16 protein-coding genes and 1 tRNA gene are annotated in these 15939 nt (G+C 69.7%); 5 read left to right on the top strand and 12 right to left on the bottom strand.

Annotation, left to right across the window (positions count from 1 at the left end; all coding sequences use genetic code 11):
- Nucleotides 1–93: 93 nt before the first annotated feature.
- Nucleotides 94–909 carry a DUF4097 family beta strand repeat-containing protein gene (locus OG241_RS16915; RefSeq protein ID WP_405816246.1) on the bottom strand — a complete coding sequence of 272 codons (816 nt, stop codon included), beginning with the start codon at nt 907–909 and terminating at the stop codon, nt 94–96.
- A gap of 221 nt (nt 910–1130) precedes the next feature.
- On the opposite strand from OG241_RS16915, the gene OG241_RS16910 reads away from it, so the two are divergent.
- A tRNA-Val gene (locus tag OG241_RS16910) sits at nt 1131–1205 on the top strand.
- A gap of 325 nt (nt 1206–1530) precedes the next feature.
- Here OG241_RS16910 and OG241_RS16905 read toward each other — a convergent pair.
- Both OG241_RS16905 and OG241_RS16900 read right to left on the bottom strand, forming a co-directional pair.
- Complete coding sequence (locus tag OG241_RS16905) at nt 1531–2100, bottom strand: hypothetical protein (RefSeq protein WP_405816245.1); 570 nt, start codon at nt 2098–2100, stop codon at nt 1531–1533.
- A gap of 117 nt (nt 2101–2217) precedes the next feature.
- Nucleotides 2218–3120 (bottom strand): alpha/beta fold hydrolase, encoded by a 903-nt coding sequence (locus tag OG241_RS16900; RefSeq protein WP_405816244.1) that lies wholly within the window; start codon nt 3118–3120, stop codon nt 2218–2220.
- A gap of 176 nt (nt 3121–3296) precedes the next feature.
- Here OG241_RS16900 and OG241_RS16895 point away from each other — a divergent pair, with 176 nt between their 5' ends.
- On the top strand, nt 3297–4499 hold the full coding sequence (locus OG241_RS16895; RefSeq protein WP_405816243.1) for a sensor histidine kinase: 1203 nt from the start codon (nt 3297–3299) through the stop codon (nt 4497–4499).
- On the top strand, nt 4496–5155 hold the full coding sequence (locus tag OG241_RS16890; RefSeq protein ID WP_405816242.1) for a response regulator: 660 nt from the start codon (nt 4496–4498) through the stop codon (nt 5153–5155). Before OG241_RS16895 ends, OG241_RS16890 begins: the two co-directional genes overlap by 4 nt.
- A gap of 796 nt (nt 5156–5951) precedes the next feature.
- Here the strand turns inward: OG241_RS16890 and OG241_RS16885 are convergent.
- From OG241_RS16885 to OG241_RS16870, 4 genes are all read right to left on the bottom strand, one after another.
- Nucleotides 5952–6404 (bottom strand): SRPBCC family protein, encoded by a 453-nt coding sequence (locus OG241_RS16885; protein WP_405816241.1) that lies wholly within the window; start codon nt 6402–6404, stop codon nt 5952–5954.
- A 107-nt stretch (nt 6405–6511) separates the two neighbouring features.
- Entirely contained in the window at nt 6512–7132 is a 621-nt protein-coding gene (locus OG241_RS16880) for a WHG domain-containing protein (RefSeq protein ID WP_405816240.1), read from the bottom strand.
- Complete coding sequence (locus OG241_RS16875; RefSeq protein WP_405816239.1) at nt 7125–7961, bottom strand: alpha/beta fold hydrolase; 837 nt, start codon at nt 7959–7961, stop codon at nt 7125–7127. Before OG241_RS16875 ends, OG241_RS16880 begins: the two co-directional genes overlap by 8 nt.
- 150 nt (nt 7962–8111) lie before the next feature.
- Nucleotides 8112–8453 (bottom strand): hypothetical protein, encoded by a 342-nt coding sequence (locus OG241_RS16870; protein WP_405816237.1) that lies wholly within the window; start codon nt 8451–8453, stop codon nt 8112–8114.
- Between the two features lie 182 nt (nt 8454–8635).
- Between OG241_RS16870 and OG241_RS16865 the strand changes: the two genes are divergently transcribed.
- A complete protein-coding gene (locus OG241_RS16865; RefSeq protein ID WP_405816236.1) occupies nt 8636–10231 on the top strand; it encodes a serine/threonine-protein kinase in 1596 nt (531 codons plus the stop codon).
- A gap of 16 nt (nt 10232–10247) precedes the next feature.
- Here the strand turns inward: OG241_RS16865 and OG241_RS16860 are convergent, their stop codons facing one another.
- A complete protein-coding gene (locus OG241_RS16860; protein WP_405816235.1) occupies nt 10248–10607 on the bottom strand; it encodes a hypothetical protein in 360 nt (119 codons plus the stop codon).
- Nucleotides 10608–10707: 100 nt separating this feature from the next.
- Nucleotides 10708–11688, bottom strand: a complete 981-nt coding sequence (locus OG241_RS16855) for a ketopantoate reductase family protein (protein ID WP_405816234.1) — start codon at nt 11686–11688, stop codon at nt 10708–10710.
- Nucleotides 11689–11845: 157 nt separating this feature from the next.
- Here OG241_RS16855 and OG241_RS16850 point away from each other — a divergent pair, with 157 nt between their 5' ends.
- Nucleotides 11846–12088 carry a DUF2277 domain-containing protein gene (locus tag OG241_RS16850; RefSeq protein WP_334593124.1) on the top strand — a complete coding sequence of 81 codons (243 nt, stop codon included), beginning with the start codon at nt 11846–11848 and terminating at the stop codon, nt 12086–12088.
- Between the two features lie 76 nt (nt 12089–12164).
- Here the strand turns inward: OG241_RS16850 and OG241_RS16845 are convergent, their stop codons facing one another.
- The 3 genes from OG241_RS16845 to OG241_RS16835 all read right to left on the bottom strand — a co-directional run bounded on the left by OG241_RS16845 (nt 12165) and on the right by OG241_RS16835 (nt 15879).
- Nucleotides 12165–14150 (bottom strand): ricin-type beta-trefoil lectin domain protein, encoded by a 1986-nt coding sequence (locus tag OG241_RS16845; protein WP_405816232.1) that lies wholly within the window; start codon nt 14148–14150, stop codon nt 12165–12167.
- 447 nt (nt 14151–14597) lie between these two features.
- Nucleotides 14598–15224, bottom strand: a complete 627-nt coding sequence (locus tag OG241_RS16840; protein ID WP_405816231.1) for a DedA family protein — start codon at nt 15222–15224, stop codon at nt 14598–14600.
- Nucleotides 15225–15432: 208 nt separating this feature from the next.
- Complete coding sequence (locus tag OG241_RS16835; RefSeq protein ID WP_405816229.1) at nt 15433–15879, bottom strand: DoxX family protein; 447 nt, start codon at nt 15877–15879, stop codon at nt 15433–15435.
- Nucleotides 15880–15939 lie beyond the last annotated feature (60 nt).

The following is a 15939-nucleotide window of genomic DNA, read 5'->3' as shown; positions in this document are numbered from 1 at the left end:
TATGGACGAACACACGGGCCGGTCGGTTCGCGCTGCGCGTACCGACTCGCGAATCGGGTCCAGCGCCGACCGCGCACCGGGCCGCCGAGGGGCTCACTCCCCGGCGGACCGCACCCGTATGCTCCCGTCCTTCGTCTTCGCCGACACCACGTGCGAGCTGTGCTGGTCGCGCGGCACGGACACCTTCACGGAGCCGTCGTCGGAGTCCGCCGTCACGCGGTAGGTCTCGCGGGGCAGCTCGATGGTGAGCGAACCGTCGTCGCTGCTCGACTCGACGAGGTCCGGCACGGAGGCGAGTTCGAGCCGCACCGAGCCGTCCTGGGAGTGCGCCCGCACCCGCTGGGAGCGCACACCGAGGGCGCGGATCGAACCGTCGTCGGTGGACAGCTTGAGCGGACCGGTGGAGTCCTTGACGGTGACCGAGCCGTCCCCGGAGCGGATGTCGAGGGCCTGGTCGAAGCCGTGGGCGGTGACGCTCCCGTCCCCGTTCCGCACGACGACGGAGACTCCGCGCGGTACCTCGATCCGGTGCTTGGCGGAGCAGTCGGCGACCACGCCCGAGCACTTCACCCGCAGCTTGAGCCGGTCGTCCTTCATCGACCAGGTCACCTTGGGATCCTTGCCGAAGGTGACGGAGCCCGAGAACCAGCGAGTGACCTCTATCCGGCCCGACTTGTTCGAGTCCGCGGCGACGATGTCGAGCCCCGAGTCGTTCGAGTCGACGGTGAGCGTGCGCCCCTGCAGGGCGAAGGAACGGTGCTCCGGATCCTTGTCGTCCCCGGCGGAGGAACAGGCGGAGGCGGTGACGACGAGCGCGGCCACGACGCCGACGACGCCGACGACACGCGTGCGGGCGCCGGTGCGAGTGCCGTTGCGGGTTCGGGTACGCGGAAATGCTGATCGGGCCATGATCCTTCTCCCCCTGAGGTGAACGCGGGACCGGTGATCGGCGATCGGTGGAGCCGGCCTTGCGACACTCTTCGACCGTACGGATGCGGTGCCCGCCGGGGCATCCGGGTCGCTCCCTGATCGGAGGTGGGGAAAACCCCCGAATCCGGCACCGCGATCTCCGGGGCGGATACGGGTTTGCGAGGCAGGGCCTCGGGCAATGTAGGCTGACGACTCGTCCTGGGCGCGTAGCTCAGTGGTAGAGCGCCGCCCTTACAAGGCGGATGTCGGCGGTTCGAAACCGTCCGCGCCCACCAGGATCAGTTAGCAGGTCAGAGGCCTCCTGGGGAATATTCCCCAGGAGGCCTCTCCCATGATCGAACTCCACTGACCTGGGACGATAGGGCTTGTCCAAGGCTTCTGTCGTCTCGGCCGACGGTCGCGGGGTGGTCAGCCACGCAGGATCCTGCCTGCTGGCCGATCCGGCCGACGCCACCGGCCTGACACAGGACCCGGAGCACCCGGCCACCCGCCGGGCCCTTCATCAGTGGATGCCGCGGAAGGAATCCCTCCCGCCGACCTACCGAGAACGAAGATGCTCGCCGCACTGCCCGAGCCGGGGTACTCGGTCCACCGCGTCGTCTACTGCTTCGCTGCTGCGGGGCTGGCGCGACGGGAGAGCCGTACGGCGGAGATGAGGAAGAAGACGCCGCCGCCGGTGGCGTACCCGGCGAGCTGTCCCAGGGTGGGGTCGGTCTTGGTGGCGCCGGCGAGGAACGAGGCGCCGGCCAGGACCGAGATGCCGCCGCTGAGGATCATGGCCCACTGGCCGCCCATCGACCGGCGCAGGAGGGCCACGCCGAGTTGGACCAGGCCCGAGACGATGGCCCAGGTTCCCCAGACGCGAAGGACGTCGGCTGTGCCGGAGGTGCCGGCGACAGCCAGGCCGATCGCAGCGGCAGCGCTGATGGCCATGTTGGCGTAGAGACCCGTGGCCGAGCGGGTGGCCCGTGAGGACCTGGCGTCGACGACGGCCGCGGCAACGTCGAACGCGGGGTAGAGGAAGAGCAGGACCTTCACCCCGATGGTGAGGTCGGAGCCGAAGGCGAGGAGGAGTGCCGCCCAGACGACGGCGAAAAGGAAGCGGACCAGGTACAACTGGCGCAGGGCGGGGGCCGAAGCGTCCTGTCGGGAAGTGGCTGTGAGGGTCACGGTGGGTTCTCCGTACGGTTGTTGTGCCGGGCCGGGGACTGCGAGGAGGGAAGGCAACGGCGGGCGAGGGCCCGGCCTGGGCGTGTGCTCGCCCCGACCGGGAGGTTCGTGCGCCGGTCAGCGAGTGCCGCGGTCGGCCTGCTCGATCAGGTCCTTGACCACTGCGGGGTGGCTCACCATGGCCGCGTGGGACGAGTTGATCTCGGTCACGTGCGCATGGGCGCGAGCCGCCATGAAGCGTTCGAGGTCGGGAGAGATGGCGTGGTCCTGCTTGGCCACCAGGTACCAGGACGGGGTCGTGCGCCAGGCCGCTTCCGGGGTGATGCCGGCAATGGCGGTGGCGTCGATCGGCCGTTGCCCGGCGGCCATCCGCACTGCGGTCCGTGCCGGGACGTCTGCCGCGAACGCTGCCCGGAACTTCGCCGGGTCGAGGTAGATGTCCAGACCGGAACCGCCGCCCGGGAGGGTGTACGGGACTGGCTGTACGGGCAACGGCGGCACCGGATGGGCAACCGGTCGGGCGGACAGGTCAGCGAGGTCCTCGCCGGAGTCCGGAGCGAAGGCTGCCACGTAGACCAACGCCTTCACCTGCTTCTCGCCGACGGCGGCGTTGGTGATCACCGCGCCGCCGTACGAATGACCGACCAGCACGACCGGGCCCGGGACGGTCTTGAGGAAGCTGTGGATGTAGGCGCTGTCGGAGGCAAGCCCGCGCAGCGGGTTGGGGAGCGCGCGGACAGGGTAGCCGTCGCGGGTCAGCCGGGTGATGACGCCGTCCCAGCCGGAGGCGTCCGCGAACGCGCCGTGCACCAGCACGACCGTCGGCTTCGGGCGGTCGGAGGCCGTGGCGTGCGTTGCACGGGTGCTCGTGGTTGTCGCCGTTGAGCCGGTGTCCACGGCATGTGCGGCGATCGTGATGGTGGCGAGGGCCAGCGCCGACAGTCCGACAACTGCGGTGCGCCGGAAGGATCGGCGCCTGGAAGGGGGCGTCGTGGCCGAAGGTGTGGTGGTCCGAGTCATGGCCTGTCCCTGCTTGACGGTGTGAGGCGGTTGTCTCGCCGAGGAGTCTCGGGGTCCTCGGGCGGAGCCGCGTACTTCGAACGAAGTAGTTCTCCCGCCTTCATCGGTCGAGGCAGGTTCGGCGTCTACATCGTTCGAAGTACGCGACCGGGGCGCTGGCGGACGAGAATCAGGTCATGGTCAAGGCACAGAACGATCAGGACGGGCCCGCGACGCCTCTGTGGATCCGGCGCCCCGAGGTGCTGCACCTCGTCGCCTACTCCCTGGCCGCGCTGGTGTTCGCCGGTCAGATCGTGGCGGTGATACTGCGGGGATCTGATTGGCCGACAGTCCTGTCCGTACTGCTCGCCGGTGGCGGTGTCGCGCTGTCATGGTGGAAGCCGTGGGCCGGACTGGTCGTGTCGAGCGCGGCGTCCTTCGCCGTCACAGCGGTGGGCCAGGACCCCCTGTCGGTGTGGATGATGGCGGTCTTCGTGCTGTTCTCCGTCACCTTCAGGGGAAAGCAGCCGCTGGCCGGAACAGTCATCGTGGCGGCGTCCTTCCTGGGGGCCTACATGACGTTGGGAGGATTCCGTGGTGGCGCGGTGGTGGGAGCCGCCGCCCTCTTCTCGGCCATAGCGGGAGGTACGTCAGGGGTGGCGCTCCGCATCCATCGAGACCACTGGTGGATTCTGCAGGAACGGGCCGAGAGCGCCATAGCCACCCGCGAGATCGAAGCCACCCGACGAGTGACCGAAGAACGATTCCGTATCGCCCGAGACCTCCACGACGTCATCGGCCATCAAGTCGCGATGCTGAGCCTGCATCTCGGTGTTGCGGAGATCGGACTTCCCGAAGGCTCCGAATCCTCCCGGCAGGCCCTCGTCTCAGCCAGGTCAAGCGCCCGTACCGTCGTCGTCGAGACGCAACGGATCCTCGTGCTCCTCCGCCGCGAGGACGACATCTCCGACGACGAGGCGCTCCGGCCGATCCCGTCGCTGAGCGGCCTGGAAGGGCTTGTCGCCTCGTTCGAGAGCATCGGCCTCGACGTCCGATCCGGCATCGACACCATCGCGGTCCCGGTGGAGCCCAGCGTCGGCGTGACCGTCTACCGGATCGTCCAAGAAGCACTCACGAACGCCTACCGGCACGGAGAGGGGACGGCGACAGTGGAAGTGCGCGAGCGCGACGACAGGATCTGCGTCACCGTGGAGAACCGCGTCAGTCATTCAGTGCATGGCCCCGGCCCCGGGTCGGGTTCGGGTTCGGGGAGCGGACTCGGACTCGTGGGTATGCGCGAACGCGTCGAGTCCTCCGGCGGGCGGCTGATGATCGAGAGTGACGGCGGGCAGTTCCGGGTCCGTGCGGAATTCAGTCCCATGGGAGTCGTTGTTCGATGACGCGGATTCTGATCGTCGACGACCAGGACGACATGAGGGCCGGCATCCGAGCGATGCTTGCGCTCGATCCGGGTCTCGTTGTGGCGGGTGATCTCTCCGATGGACTTCAGGCCGTCCCCTTCCTCCGAGTTCACCCCGTCGACCTGGTTCTCATGGACATTCGGATGCCCGGCATCGACGGGGTCGAAGCCACCCGCCGGATCCGCGAAGAGCACCCACCCGAAAAGCTGAGGGTGATCGTGCTGACCACTTTCGACCACGACGACATCGTTCTCGCCGCCCTTCGCGCGGGCGCCAACGGATTCCTGAGCAAGACCGTGAGCCCTGCCGAACTCGTCGCGGGTATCACCGAGGTCGTCGGCGGTGGTGGTGCGCTGTCCGCAGCCGCGACGGCCGCGCTCATCGGCCATATGACCGACAGTCCGCCCCCGGTGATCGACCGGGAGCTGCTGCGCCGTTTCGACGCTCTGACCCCCAGGGAGCGGGACGTGATCGTTCTCGTCGCAAGCGGTCTCGGCAACGACGAGATCGCGGCCCAGTTGCACGTTTCGCCGTTCACCGTGAAGACGCACGCCGTGCGGGCCATGACGAAGGTCAGCGCACGGGATCGAGCGCAACTCGTCTCGTTCACCTTCCGGGCCGGCCTCTACCCGTAAGTCTGCCGAGAGGGTGTGGGCGCGGACGCGGCAACCAGCGACCTGGGTGCGGTGCCCCGATCATCGCCGAGCCAGACCTGGGCGGCCATGGCGCCCCCCTGGGCACCCACCGGTGGCCTTCCCGCTCAAAATTTCCGATTCACTCATCGCCCTCTACCGTGGCGAAGCCGTCGGCCTTGATGCCCCGCAATGCCTTGAAGCTCACATCTACGGAGGCCTCAACGAGCGACACCTTCAGGGCGGGTGACTCGCCGACGCCGACTGGCACCGCCCGCCGCCGGCACATCACCGCACACATCGGTGACGAGCGCCGCCGCACCCACCTCACGCAGGAAGCGGTGGCCGACTGGGTCGGGATCGCCCCCCCCGGAAGCCGACAGGTTCGCGGATTCCTGAGGGCCCAGGGCAGCGAACTGGCTGGCCACCTGACGTTGAGACGCCGATCGTCCAGCCGGTTGAGGCAGCAGGCGTTCGTACGGTCTGTGCTCGGGAGGGCGTAGTGACTGGGCGGTCTTCTTCCACGTGAGGCTTCGCTGGGCGAGGGGATGGGGGAACTCATGGAAGGTGTCGCCGACCGTGCTCACCGAGCCGCCCGCGTGCTGGTGCCGTAGGTGTGCGGGTCGACGGGCTGCTTGGCCTTGGACAGGTGGGAGCCGACGAGCAGGTAGGAGTTGGTGACGAGTTCCTGACGAGCTTGTTGTCGACGCCTGTCCCGTCCTCCAGCGTGATCCAGTAGCTGGGGCAGGGCATCGCGGCGGCCATCCCGATCCCCGCTACCACCCCGGCCACCGGCACCTCATGCACCCGGCCCGAGCTCGGTGCGGTCTTCCACCCGCTGCTTGAGGCCGGTGTTGAACGCGGCGTACCCATCTTTTCTGGGTGTTCTGAGGAAGGGCCGGATCAGGGTGACCAGGGCGCCGGAGAATTCCTCGTGGTTGGTCAGGCGGGTGGTGCCGTCGTGGTTGTGGGAAAGGACGAAGGAGTGCTGGCCGTGGAACAGCTGCTTGATGCCGAGCGTGCCGACCCACCGCAGTTCCTGGCCAGGCGTCGCTACGGTGACCGTGGGCCTGAAGGTCATGCCCGGCATGCGCATCGTGAGCCGGCTTCCCACTTGAGCGGTTCCCTCGGCTGCGGAGAAGGTGCTCCACTCGCCGTAGGCGGTGAAGTCGGTGAGGACGTCCCACACCGCTTTCGGGGTGGCGTCGATGTCAATAACGGCGGTGAGGACCGGCTTCATGGTGGTTTCCACTTCTGGCTGGTGCGGAAGGGAGGGGCGGAGGTTCGGCGAGGGGGTGGTTCACCAGTGCTCGGTGGGGCCGGGGACTGGGGACTGGCGTGGAGCGCAGTCCACGGCGGTCAGAGCGCCACGCCCGGCGCGGCCCTGTGGGAGGGGGTGCTGTTGGTGCTGGTGACCGTGGGCTCCTGCAGGCCGTGGTCGATGAAGTCGATCATCCAGGCGAAGCTGTCGTCGATGTCGGTGGCGAACTGGAACCCGCCGGCTGCTTCCAGGGATGCGTATCCGTGCAGGACGGTGCGTAGCATCCGCAGCGCGTGGATCTGCTGGTCGGGGTCGATCCGGTAGCCGTGCAGCATGGCCGCCCAGGAGTCGACCACCCGGTTGAGGGCGTCGATGAGGGGGTCGTCGGGTCCGGTCGGTCGGGCGGCGTTGGCTGCGGCGTATCGGCCGTGGTGGTCCTTGACGAACGTCCGCATCGCCTGTGCGCCGCGGACCAGGGCTTCGGTGCCGGACCGGCCCTGGATGGCGTCGCGGATGGCGTCGGCGCACTGGTTCATGGCCAGGATGGCGATCCGGTGGGCAAGCTCGGTCTGGCCGGTGACGTGCTTGTACAGGGAGGGGGTTTTGACCCCGAGCCGTTCGGCGACCAGGCCCATGCCGAGCTGGTCGAACCCGACCTCGTCGACCAGGGCGGCGGCGGCTTCGGTGACCGTTGCGGCGGTGAGTCCGGCCCTAGGCACGGCCGGCCGCCTTGGCCAGGAACGGCAGGGCCAGCGCGAGGACCTGGTCGGGGGTCTGGGCATGCGGGTAGTGGCCGGCGCCGTCGATCACGGCCAGCTCGCCGAGGCCGGCGGGCAGGTCGGCGATGATCTTCTCCCCTTCGGCGCGGGGGTCGGCCCAGTCGGGGTCCAGGCTGCCTTCGACGATCAGGACCGGGCAGGTGACGTGGGCGAGCTGGGCGCCGGCGTCGGTGGGCTTGGACTTGCACATGTCCTGCAGGGCCTTCATCCGGCCGGGTTCACTCAGCGTGGCCTCTATGCGGGCCAGTTCACTGTCCCAGTCGGCGGGCTTGGCCGGGTAGGCCACGTCGAGATACTTCTTCCAGTCCGCCAGGCGTCCCCGGACGACGACCTGCGCCATCCGCGTGTACCCGGTCCGGAAACGCTTGACCCGGATCAGCCCGCCCAGGTCGACCGGCTGCGCACGGGTGAACGGAGCCAGCTCGATCACTCCGCTGATCACGTCGGGCGCAGTGGCGGCCGCGATGGTCGCGGCGCCGCCGCTGATCGACTGCCCGATGATCACGGCCGGGCCGCCGAGGTGACGCACGACGGCGACCAGATCTCCGGCGATGTCGGTGCGGCTGTAACCGTCCCAGCCGAGGCTGGACTCACCGCACCCGCGGATGTCGACGTTCGCGACCCGGTAACCGGCGGCCACCAGGCCGGGAACGAGGAAGCGGTAGGAGTGCCGGCTGTCGCCGATGCCGTGCGCCAGCACGACCAGGGGACCTCCCCCGGTCACGTCGAAGGCGATGGTGTTCTTGCCGATTCTCAGGTGCTCGGTCATGCCGTCCTCCAGCAAAGTAGCTAATGCCGTTAGCTATAGACTAGTCGCATTAGCTAGGAGGGGTCAACGCCGCGCCCAGCCGCGCTCGATCGGGGGCCGAGCAGAGAGCAATGGGCTGCCGCACGGCGTATTGCTGTTTTTCCGCGAGAACTACTGGGAGCCGGTGACGGCGCGCTGGCGCAGCGGGTTGCTGTTCAGCGCCAGTCCCTCGATGCGCACGGCCAGTTGCAGCGGCCGTCCGGCGGGTAGGTCGCGCCGTTCGAACTCGGCATGCGTCCACGCCGGATCCTGACCGAGCCGGACCGCGATCCGGCACCCCCGACAGGTACCGTCCGCGCCGACGATCCCCGGCCGGCCGCACCGGCGGCAGACGGCCTCCCGCAGCCCTCCCTTGGCCCTCTCGTCGCGGCCGCCGCGGCACCCATAGCACAGGCCGGAACCCGTGATGGTGCCCCAGATCGCGCACAGGCCGCACGAGCCAGGCCGGTTCACTCGCACACAGCCCGGCCCAGCAGTACAGGGCCATGTACCGGTCGACGACGGCGTGCTCGGAGCAGACGATGGGCCCTCCGGTGGTTTCGCCGGGGGGCCTCTTCGTGTGCGAGGTTGTGCGCGGTGTGGTGTACGTGACCTTCGGGCCGTCCTCGTAGGCCTGCCGGATATCGTGAGCGCCTGTGCCCGGCGAGATCAGAGAGGCTGCCGTGTCGGACGTGTCGGACGAGGGACGGCTCATCGCCGGGCGGTACCGGTTGACCGAGCAGATCGGCCGGGGCGGCATGGGCACGGTCTGGCTGGCCGCCGACGAGATGCTCAACCGGCGTGTCGCGCTCAAGCGGCTGCACGAGGACTCGCGGTTCGCCGACCACGAACTGGCCCTGATGTACGAGCGCACCCGTCGCGAGGCGCAGAGCGCGGCCAGGATCGCGCACCCGAACGTGGTCGTCGTCCATGACGTCGTGGAGGACGACGGACTGCCGTGCATCGTCATGGAGTACGTGCCCTCCACCACGCTGAGCGCCCTGCTCAAGAGCAGCGGGACCGTTTCGCCCGAGGAGGCCGCCCGTATCGGCCGGGGCATGGTCGGCGCGCTGCGGGCCGCGCACGAGGCCGGCGTGCTGCACCGTGACGTCAAGCCGGGCAACGTGCTGCTCACCGAGGGCGGCCGGGTCGTCCTCACCGACTTCGGCATCGCCACGGCGACCGGTACCAGCACCCTGACCCGGACCGGGGAGATCGTCGGCTCCATCGACTTCATGGCACCGGAGCGCATCCAGGGCGACACCCCCGGCCCCGCCTCCGACCTCTGGGCGCTCGGCGCGACCCTCTATCAGGCGGTGGAGGGACAGCCGCCGTTCCGCAGGCTCACGCCGGTCGAGACGGCGTACTCCATCGTCACCGCCCCGCTGGAGCCGATGAAGCAGGCGGGCCCGCTGGAACCGCTGATCGCAGCCCTGCTGGCCAAGGACCCGGCCGAGCGGCCCTCGGCGCAGGAGACGGAACTGGCGCTGCGGTCGGTGACCGAGGACACGGAGCCGCGCGCGTGGACAGCGGGCGCCCCGGGGTCGATTCCGGCACGGGGCCAGGATCCCGACCGTACGGGCGGCACGCGAAGGAGGACCGGCACGGAGAACGTGGCCCCCGTGCGGCCCCGAGGCGGGCGCGGGCGTCGTACCGTCCTGTGGAGCGCGGTCGCGGTGATCCTGGTCGCCGGTGGCGCGGCGGGCGGTGTCTACTACCTGAACTCGGCCGGGGACGGCACAAAGACGCAGGGCGCGGGCTCGAACTCGGGGGCGAGCCCCAGCCCGACGTACGCGCCCTCGCCCGTCCCCGACGGCTATCACCTGGTCACGGAGGAGACGCTCGGCGTCGCCTTCCCCGTGCCCGACGGCTGGCTGTTGAGCAAGCGGGCGTCCGACGGGATCGTGTACATCGACGAGACCCGCCTGGCCAGCATCAGCATCGGCATGGTCGATCCCGCCGGAGATCCCTTGGCGCACTTCAAGGACATCGAGGCGAACACGAAGATCAACTACCCCGGGGACAAGTACCGCAGGCTCTACATGCAGCGGACGAAGTACCGAGGGCAGAAGGCCGCCGTCTGGGAGTTCACCTTCGACGGCCGGGTCCGTACCTTCCACGGCATCAACCTCGGCTTCGGGCAGGAGGGCGGCCGCGAGTACGACATCTACGTCTCGGCGCCCGAGGAGCAGTGGGACACCTACCGGCCGGTCTTCGACCGGGTGCGGGAAGGTTTCCGCACCACCTCCTGAGGCCGGACCGCCGGCTTCAGACCCCCTGCTCCTCCTGCTCCGCCTCCTCCGCGGCGCCGTGCGCGTGCTTCAACCGGGTGCGCGCGTCCACCCGGTCCGGTCCCGTGACCTCGGCCCAGAAGCGGTGGCCGCTCACGAACACCGCGAGCTCGTGCTCCCGGCGCCGCAGTTTCTCCACCTCGGCCTGTTCGTCGGCCGTCCAGCCCGGCGACGCGGGGCGCTCCACCTTGCGCCAGCCGCCGGTGTCACTGAAACCGTCCAGCGGCTCGACCGACCAGGGGAGCCGCTTCAGCAGTGCCGACAGCTCGGCCCGGACCTGATGCAGCTCCTCCTGACCGGCCAGGAGGTCACTCGGGAAGTCATAGGTCGTCGCCACGCGGTAATGGTACGCCTGTTCGATTTTGTGATGCGAGTGCCTTCAGGTACTTCCTCCTCCACTTCACACGAACGAGTGGCTCGGGCCGGGGCGCGGCAGGTCAGCTGGAGCCGGTCGCCAGTTCCCGCACCACCCGAGCCGCCACCGGTACGTCAACCCCGTGCCGTTCGGCGGCGCGCAGCAGGGCCCCGCCGATGGCGTCGAGCTCCAGCGGGCGGCCCGCCTCGGCGTCGCGCTGCATCGACGACCTGGTGGCCGGGGAGAAGGCGTCGTAGCGGGCCAGGGCCTGGGCGGGGTCCGACGGGCCGCCGCAGGCCAGGCTCACCGCCGCCGTCTCCTCGACCAGGGCGGCCAGCTCGTCGCGGTGGCGGGTGCGGACATCGCCCAGCGGGAGCCCGTGCAGGGTGGTCAGCAGGGCGAAGGGGGCGAGGAACGACATCTTCGCCCACAGTGCCGCCGTCTCGTCGGGCAGGACACGGGTGGCCGGTCCCGCCGCCGTGATGACGGCGGACAGGGCATCTAGGCGCTCACGTGGCACCGGGTCGCCGGCCAGGTCGATCTCCACGAACGGGCTCGCGTGTTCGATCACGCCGGGTGCCGTACGGGTCGACTCGACGCGGATCACGGCCGGGGCGATGCGGTCGGCGCCGTAGCGGGCCCGCAGTGCGGCCGGGTGTTCGACGCCGTTCAGGAACGGTACGACCAGGGCGTCTCCCAGCGCCTTCGCCGGGACGCGTGCCAGGGCCGCGTCGAGGTTCGTGTGCTTGACGGCGACGAGGACGGCGTCGACCCCGCCCCGGGGGCCGGACGCTTCCGGCAACTCGGTCGTCGCGTCGACTTCCGCCGTGAACTCCCCGAACCGGCCGCTGCGGACGCGGATTCCGCCTTCGCGGAGCGTGCGCGCGGTGTCGTCCCCGGCCAGGCAGATCACCCGGTGGCCGGCGCGCGAGAGCAGGGCGGCGAGCAGGCCACCGACACCGCCGGGACCGAGTACGGCAAAGGTGAGCGGGTCGTGGTTCGCGTCTACGTGTACGTCTTCTACGTCTGCTGCGTCTACGTGTGCTGGTGTGTCTGTAGGCATGGCTGATCGAACCTCTCCTCGGTCGGCTCCTGACAGGTAGCCGCTTCGCGGATCATGGTCGCAGCTGGTACGGGCGTACGGCACTCCCCTTTCAGCATGCGGGCCTTTCACAGCATGCGGGCGGCGCGGATCGCCACGTACGCGCGAGACTGGAGGCATGTGCCGCAGCATCAAGACCCTTCGTCCACCCGTACTCCCCGAAGAGGCCACCGAGGAGGAGATGCGGGCCGCCGCCCTCCAGTACGTCCGGAAGGTCTCCGGCTTCCGGGCGCCGGCCGCCCACAACCGCGAGGTTTTCGAACACGCCGTCGACGTCATCGCGGCGGCCACGGCTGAACTGCTCGCCGGCATCGAGGTACGCGGCGGAGGTGGTACGACCGCGGCCCGGCACGCGTCCTAGGACACGCACCGGGCCGTGAGGTCATCGGCTCGGGCACCGGGCCGCCGGGCGGCTGGGATCCCGAGCGGCTACCCCGCTAGCTGACGGTCCACTTCTGGTTGTCGCCCGTGCCGCAGGCCCACAGCACCAGCTGGGTGCCGTTGGCCGTGGCCGCGCCGTACGCGTCCAGGCAGAGGCCCGCGTTGACGTTCGTGATGGTGCCGTCGGTGTTGACGTTCCACTTCTGGTTGTTGCCGCCGTGGCAGTCCCAGATGACGACCTTCGTACCGTTGGCCGTGCCGCTGTCGTAGGCGTCCAGGCACTTGTTGCCGTACACCACGAGCTCCTTGCGGGAGGTGTACGTCCACGCCTGGTTTGAGCCGCCGTTGCAGTCCCACAGCTCGGCCTGGGTGCCGTTGGTGATCGTGTTGTTGAAGATGTCCAGGCAGCGCCCGGACTGCTTGCCGACGACCAGGTTGCCGTTCGTGCCGGGAACCGGCCGGACGGTCAGCGTGCCCAGGGTCGGGCCGTTGGTGACCGATAGCGTGTTGGCGGCACCCTTGGACAGGGCGACCTGGACGGAGATCGTGCCCGGGGTGGAGCCGGTCGGCGGGAACGACACGGTCGTCGCTGTCTGGCCGTTGACCTTGAGGGGCGCCGTCCGGGCGGTGCTCGTGTTGTTCGTGTACGTGAAGTCGGCGACCGCGACACCCGTGTTCGCCGCGTTCACAGCGGTGTAGGCGCCGGCGGAGGTGGGCTCGTACGCGCTGCTCGCCGCCTCCGTGCCGCCGGTGACCGTCCGCATGACCGAGCCGCCGGCCGGGACGCTGACGGTGTAACTGGTGCCGTACGAGCCGATGTCGGAGCGGGCCCACGGGTCACGGACGGTCGCGTTGGCGTTGGTCAGGCCGAGGTCGGACCAGCGAACGGTGATGTTCTGGGCGGAGGAGGTGCGGTTGAGCAGGACGACGGCACGGTTGCCGGTGCCGGACAGGACCTTGCCGTAGACCTGGAGTCCGGTGGTGTCCTCGGCGACCTTGACGCCCTGGAGGCCGCGGGCGTCCTGGTCGACGGCGACGATCTCGGGGTTCTTGAGGATGTCCGCGGTCTCGGTGGTCATGGTGGCCAGGTTGTTGCCGGCCAGGAGCGGGGCCCCGGAGATGGCCCACAGGTCCATGTGGGTGCGGTTCTGGGCGGCGGTGAAGCCGTCCATGCCGACCATCAGCATGTCCGGGTCGTTGTAGTAGCCGGTGTGCTGGGCGGTGGGGTGGACGTTCCTGTCGAAGTTGGTCAACAGGTTCGTCATGGACGGATTGTTGCCGTAGAAGATGATGTCGTCGTTGGTCCGCCACATCGCGCCCTGGCCCGGCGCCCAGTTCCACGGGTTCTGCCGGCCCCAGTTGCACAGCGACAGGGTCATCGGGCGGCCGGTGGTGGCGGTGGCCCTGGTGATCGCGTCGCTGATCGACTGGTACGTGGCCGCCGGGTCGAGGCCCTCGACTTCACCGCCGCACCAGTCGACCTTCACGAAGTCGAAGCCCCACTGCGAGAACTGGAGCATGTCCTGGTCGTAGTGGCCCTCGCTGCCGGAGCCGGGGGCGGCGGGGCGGCCGGTCGGGTAGTAGTAGCCGCAGCCGTCCTTGCCCGCGTCGGTGTAGATCCCGGCCTTGAGTCCCTTGCTGTGGATGTAGTCGGCGATGGCCTTCATGCCGCCGGGCCACTCGGACTCGTCGATCGTGATGTTCCCGGCGCTGTCCCGGGTGCCCTGCCACCAGCCCTCGTCGATGTTGACGTACTTGTACCCGGCCGCGGGGAGCCCGGACGCGACGAAGGCGTCGACCTGGCCCTTGATCACGCTGTAGTCGATCTTCGCGGCGAAACTGTTCCAGGAGGCCCAGCCCGTGGGGGCGGCGGGGACCGGTATCTGGCGGGTGGAGGCGGCGACCGGGGCGGTGTTGTCGAGGGGGGTCGCTTCTTCGGCCTGCGGCTGGGCGAAGAGGAGGGCGGCGGTTGCTGCGGTTGCGAGGGCGAGGGTGCGGATCGCTGTGCGGCCGAGGAGGGATGAGCGCGGCGGGGGGTACATGCGGCTCCTTGCCGGGGGGCGCGGCGTTGCGACTCCCGGAGTCATCTGGATCTGATCTGGTCGATATTTCGAACTGCGATCGGGAAACCGAACGAGGGGGCGCGCTGAAATTAGAGGGACGGGAGGGTGAAGTCAACGGGTGTGGCAGAGGTTGTTTTCCCAACGGGGGCAATTCCGGCGGGGAGTTGTTGTGGGTGGGGGTTCGGTTCGTTGGTGGGTGCGGGTGCGTTGTGGTTTTTTGCGCAGTTCCCCGCGCCCCTGAAGGGGTGCGTTGGACGGTGCGGGTGGGTCGTGGTTTTTTGCGCCGTTCCCCGCGCCCCTATAGGGGCGCGTCTCCTTGGTGTCCGTTGGAACAGGTGGCCCTTGCTCGTGTCGCCGGCTGGCCGTGTGCGCCCGTCACACGTGTGCGCCCGGTACCCGTGTGGGCCCGGTACCCGCGTGTGGGTGTTACCCGTGTGCGCCCGTTGGGCGGGGGCGGCGCATTAGGAAGGCTGCTCCTGCGCCTGCGGCGAAGAGGGCTGCTACGGAGACGCCTGTTGCCAGCCAGGTGGCGCCCAGCCACTGGCCGCCGAAGTAGCCGAGGGCGACGCTGTACGTGGCCCAGGCCAGGCCGGCCACGATGGACCAGGGGAGGAACTCGCCGACCCGGCGGTGGGCGGCGCCCGCGCCGAGGGAGACCACCGAGCGGCCGGCCGGGGCGAAGCGGGCGACGACGACCAGGATGCCGCCGCTGTGCGCGAGGGCCTGGCCGAGACGTTCCTGCGCGCTGGTCAGGCGCCGGGAGCGGGCGATCGCGCGGTCCAGCCGGGCCCCGCCGTGCCAGGCGAGGCGGTACGCCACCAGGTCGCCGAGGACCGACGCCGTGGCCGCGCACAGGGTGAGCGCGAGGATGTCGGGGACCTCCTGCGACACCTGGCCGGCGGCCGCCCCCGAACCGGCGGCGGCAGCCGTTGCGGCCGTGATGACCAGGACACCGCTCGGCAACACCGGCAGCAGGACGTCGAACAGGACGGACACGGCCACCAGGGCGTAGATCCAAGGGGTCCCGGTCAGTGACCCCACACTCTCAAGCACCGCAGACTCCCCGAAACTCCCCCGTCGGCCCGATCCGTGCCGCTACCTCGCGGGGGAGCGGCGGGCGGCGTGTGACAGCCATACAGCGTACGCGGGGGCTCTGACCGGAGATCCACGGGGGGCTCATGTGTTCGGCACACGATGTTCACCCTGACGCGCGCCCGTGCCCGCCCCCGGGACACGGGGACGGGCACCGGCCGGCGACGGATCAGACCGCCACCGGGGTCTTCTCCCGCGACTCCTTCGACTTCGACGCGCCCGACGAGCGCTTCGCGAGCAGGCGGTCCACGCCGAAGGCGCCGGAGCCGGTGAAGACGAGCAGGAAGAACGCCCAGCAGAAGGTGGCGGCCAGTTCACCCTGGTTCTCGATCGGCAGGAGGGCGTTCGGCTGGTGCACGTCGAAGTACGCGTACGCCATCGCGCCCGAGGCGACGAACGAGGCGGCGCGGGTACCGAGGCCCAGCAGGACCAGGGTGCCGCCGACCAGCTCGATCACTGCCGCGTACCAGCCGGGCCAGGTGCCGGCCGCCACCGTCTCCTCGCCGCCGAAGGCGCCGAAGAGCGAACGGGCTCCGTGGCAGGCGAAGAGCAGGCCGACCACGATCCGGAAGAGGCCGACGGCATAGGGCTGAGCGTTGTTGAGGCGAGCGGACATGTGGGGGATGTCTCCTTCGGTCGGGACCGTTCCGTCGGGGGGACGGACCGGTCCTGGGGG

This window comes from Streptomyces sp. NBC_01390 (genome assembly GCF_045040105.1).
Classification (GTDB): domain Bacteria; phylum Actinomycetota; class Actinomycetes; order Streptomycetales; family Streptomycetaceae; genus Streptomyces.
Note: the sequence above shows the minus strand (reverse complement) of the source record. Positions and strands in the feature narration are given on the sequence as shown.

Excerpts from the sequence above, each read along its gene's own strand:
- OG241_RS16915 (WP_405816246.1), bottom strand. The coding sequence starts at position 909 with ATGGCCCGATCAGCATTTCCGCGTACCCGAACCCGCAACGGCACTCGC.
- OG241_RS16900 (WP_405816244.1), bottom strand. The coding sequence starts at position 3,120 with ATGACTCGGACCACCACACCTTCGGCCACGACGCCCCCTTCCAGGCGC.
- OG241_RS16895 (WP_405816243.1), top strand. The coding sequence starts at position 3,297 with ATGGTCAAGGCACAGAACGATCAGGACGGGCCCGCGACGCCTCTGTGG.
- OG241_RS16890 (WP_405816242.1), top strand. The coding sequence starts at position 4,496 with ATGACGCGGATTCTGATCGTCGACGACCAGGACGACATGAGGGCCGGC.
- OG241_RS16875 (WP_405816239.1), bottom strand. The coding sequence starts at position 7,961 with ATGACCGAGCACCTGAGAATCGGCAAGAACACCATCGCCTTCGACGTG.
- OG241_RS16855 (WP_405816234.1), bottom strand. The coding sequence starts at position 11,688 with ATGCCTACAGACACACCAGCACACGTAGACGCAGCAGACGTAGAAGAC.
- OG241_RS16850 (WP_334593124.1), top strand. The coding sequence starts at position 11,846 with ATGTGCCGCAGCATCAAGACCCTTCGTCCACCCGTACTCCCCGAAGAG.
- OG241_RS16845 (WP_405816232.1), bottom strand. The coding sequence starts at position 14,150 with ATGTACCCCCCGCCGCGCTCATCCCTCCTCGGCCGCACAGCGATCCGC.
- OG241_RS16835 (WP_405816229.1), bottom strand. The coding sequence starts at position 15,879 with ATGTCCGCTCGCCTCAACAACGCTCAGCCCTATGCCGTCGGCCTCTTC.